This is a genomic window from Microcystis sp. LE19-195.1E (assembly GCF_027532095.1).
Lineage (GTDB): Bacteria > Cyanobacteriota > Cyanobacteriia > Cyanobacteriales > Microcystaceae > Microcystis > Microcystis aeruginosa.
In genome coordinates this window covers 1-3,165 of sequence record NZ_JAPZSZ010000220.1, presented here as the reverse complement: position 1 = coordinate 3,165, position 3,165 = coordinate 1, and the positions used below count along the sequence as shown (strand labels likewise).

Here is a 3,165-nt window from a genome sequence, read left to right as displayed (position 1 = left end):
TATGCAATGGACGGGAGTTATAAGGGGTGAAACCCTTATATAGAAAGACATTGCCGCAATATTTGTCAATTGTTTTCAATCTAGAACGAGCTAATCAATTAAGTCTCTTGCCAGATAAGGATTTAGCCGATTTCTGCCACCTGATCGAACCATACCAAGTAACGAAGAACCCTTCTTGTTCAGGAGAAAATCCTAACTGAGCGATTAGTGTAGGAATCTCCGATACCTTAATATTTTTGAGAACCTGTTGCATGGCTTAACTAGGTGTATCTTCAACCTTGATTGTACTCTATTCAATCACATTTAACGGTGTTCCTAAAATCGTCCTCGACCTCTTCGCCGCAGCTTCAACCCTCAAGCACCAACTAAAACCCTCCCAATCCACCGAAAAAGAAACCACAAAAGTAGGCTAAATTGCTTCTAAAAACGGGATAAATTGCCACTTCATATCATCTTGAGTGGGTTTATTTTTTACCTTTATTAACTTGATTAAATACCTTAAAACTTGACAGCAATCGCACTATAGCAGAATGACAAAACCTTCCTGAGTAAAATGTTTATCATGGGTCAATATCTCGATAATTTCCATTGCGATCGCTCTGTCACGAGTAGGGTGCGTTCCCTGATGCCATCCTTGTTACTCCATTTTTTGATCATGGGGAACGCACCATCTTTAAGTTAAAATTTAGGCGGACAAATAAAGCTAAGTCGAGAAAGCAATGAAAATCAAAGCTATTATCCATCCCGCCCAAGAAGGAGGTTACTGGGCGGAAGTTCCTGCACTCCCTGGCTGCATAACAGAAGGGGATAGTATGGATGAACTCATCAATAACCTTCAAGATGCCATCCAAGGCTGGTTAGAAGTTGCCAACGAAAGCCAAACACCAGAGCCTATTTCATAGGAGAGAAAAAAACCTTAACCGAGTAGTATTGACGGACCCGCCATCACCCCGGCAATTTGTTGGTCCAACTGTTCTAAATTTTCCGCCGGTTCAAGGCAGCATAACCCTTGACAAATTAACCCAAATGTGCTAAGGGGCAAACTGGCATCGACTCGATAGACCGCAGTGGGCAAATAGCGACTTAACAGCGGCTCGATCGAGCTTTCCGGGGCGCGCAGACAGAAACCGTGACGATAGTGATCGAGGGCGACAAATAAACTGGGGCAAGCGGTGGGGGACTGTTCTAGGATGGTACTAAAAGATTGCAAGGCCTTTTCGGCCCGATCGAGATATTCTAGATTTTCCGTCAATCGTGACAGACGCAATAAATTAGCGATCGCAATTCCGTTGGCCGAAGGGGTGGCATTATCCGTATAACCCCGTTCTCGCACGATCAGATCGAGACTATGATCAGAAGCAGTATTAAAATATCCCCCCTCATCCTCGGACCAAAACCAGCGATCAAATTCCCCTTGTAGATCGATAGCCGCCTCTAACCAGCCAGTTTCTTGCGGTTTAGCGGTTTGCAAGTCCAGTAAAGCCTTAATAAAATAGGCAAAATCCTCCGATTGGGCCAAAACCGAGGCCTGACCCTGATAATTCAAGCGCTGAAAACGTCCATCTAACCACTGATGCTTGAGAATAAACTCGGCCGCGACCGTAGCCATTTGCCAGTACAAAGGTTCACCAAAGACGGCAAAGGCCCGGGCTAAACCGGAAATCATCAAACTATTCCAAGCGACGATCATTTTCGTATCCGTTACCGCCGGAATGCGTCCCGGCCAAGAGACAGTTTTCGCCTCCTGATTGTCTCTGGCTGGGGGAAAAAGAGCTAATTGGGCTTGAGAACTGCCATAACGCCGAATAAATAACTTATCGAGCATATTTTCTATCTCCTCCCCTAATTCTCCCCCTTGCCGACGTTGCAGGACATTACGACCCTCAAAATTCCCCTCGGCAGTGACGGTAAAATTAGCCTGCAGCAGCCCCAATTCCTCGGTCGAGAGATAATCCCTTAACGACCGATCCGACCAGACATAAAAGGCCCCTTCCTCCGGCTCCCCATCCGTGGCCTTCTCAAAACTATCGGCATCTTGGGCCGCATAAAAATAACCTTCTGGGGCGGTCATTTCCCGTTTTAGCCAGTTAACCGTGCCTTTAATCCCTCTCTCAAAGGCCGCCTCTCGATTACCCGCACTCCACAAATTGGCTAAATATTCGACAATTTGCCCGTTATCGTAGAGCATTTTTTCAAAATGGGGAACTGTCCACCTCGAATCCACTGTATAACGATGGAATCCTCCCCCCACATGGTCATAGATTCCCCCCAGGGCCAGATCTTCCCCCCGTTGATAGGCCGCTTGCCGGAGGGAATCGTCAAAATCTTCACCAAAGCGACTACCCTGCAAAGCCAGATGAGAATATGGAATCATCGGAAAACTGGGCCGACCGTAATTATTGGGATTAACCCGAATCACCGCCGTATTTGTCTCGATTCCTGTGGCTAAAAGGTAAGGAGCGGCTAAATTGGTCTCTGATCGGGGTAAAATAGCTGATTGACGCAGTGCGCCCAGCATTTCGGCCGTAAATTTGCTTAATTTCTCCTTTTCCTCGTCATAATAACGACGTACCGATTGCAACACTTGCAGAAAACCGGGCCGGTTAAAGCGCGGTTGCACGGGAAAATAGGTGCCACCATAGAAGGGAATTAAACTATCCGGTGTTAGGAAGACATTCAGCGGCCAACCCCCTTGACCGACCATCATCTGCAATGCTTGCATATAAATACTATCGATGTCCGGTCTTTCCTCGCGATCAACTTTGATCGGCAAAAAATACTGATTGAGATAATCGGCAATGGCCCGATCGGAAAAAGCTTCTCCTTCCATAACCGTACACCAATGACAGCTAGAATAACCGATCGAGAGAAAGATCGGTTGATCTTCTCTCCTGGCAATTTCTAGGGCGCTGTCACACCAATACCACCAATCGATCGGGTTTTCGGCGTGTTTTCGCAGGTAAAGACTTTCGGATGCAGCCAGATGATTAGCCATGGGAAAAGGGGTATTTTTGCTCTTGCTGCTTATTGGGACTTAAACAAATTTCAAGCCCAAACAAAGCCTAAACTGGCTTTGTAAGCGGCAAACACATCCCGATTCTCGGTCAGCCACTCAAAGAAACGGAAAGACATCGCTGTCCGAAAAGCTTCCAAGGCTTCCACAAA

The 3,165-nt window shown here is 46.6% G+C and carries 2 protein-coding genes and 1 pseudogene; 2 read left to right on the top strand and 1 reads right to left on the bottom strand.

Translation table 11 applies throughout. The features are described 5' to 3' along the window. Positions 1-323: 323 nt before the first annotated feature. Positions 324-413, top strand: a pseudogene (locus O9300_RS19705) (PEP-CTERM sorting domain-containing protein); the annotation flags it as partial. 306 nt (positions 414-719) lie between these two features. After that, positions 720-902, top strand: a complete 183-nt coding sequence (locus tag O9300_RS12495; protein ID WP_287971927.1) for a type II toxin-antitoxin system HicB family antitoxin — start codon at positions 720-722, stop codon at positions 900-902. Between the two features lie 14 nt (positions 903-916). Here the strand turns inward: O9300_RS12495 and O9300_RS12490 are convergent, their stop codons facing one another. After that, positions 917-2,995 carry a thioredoxin domain-containing protein gene (locus tag O9300_RS12490; RefSeq protein ID WP_287971925.1) on the bottom strand — a complete coding sequence of 693 codons (2,079 nt, stop codon included), beginning with the start codon at positions 2,993-2,995 and terminating at the stop codon, positions 917-919. Positions 2,996-3,165 lie beyond the last annotated feature (170 nt).

Coding starts and splice junctions, on each gene's coding strand:
- O9300_RS12495 (WP_287971927.1), top strand. CDS start 720: ATGAAAATCAAAGCTATTATCCATCCCGCCCAAGAAGGAGGTTACTGG.
- O9300_RS12490 (WP_287971925.1), bottom strand. CDS start 2,995: ATGGCTAATCATCTGGCTGCATCCGAAAGTCTTTACCTGCGAAAACAC.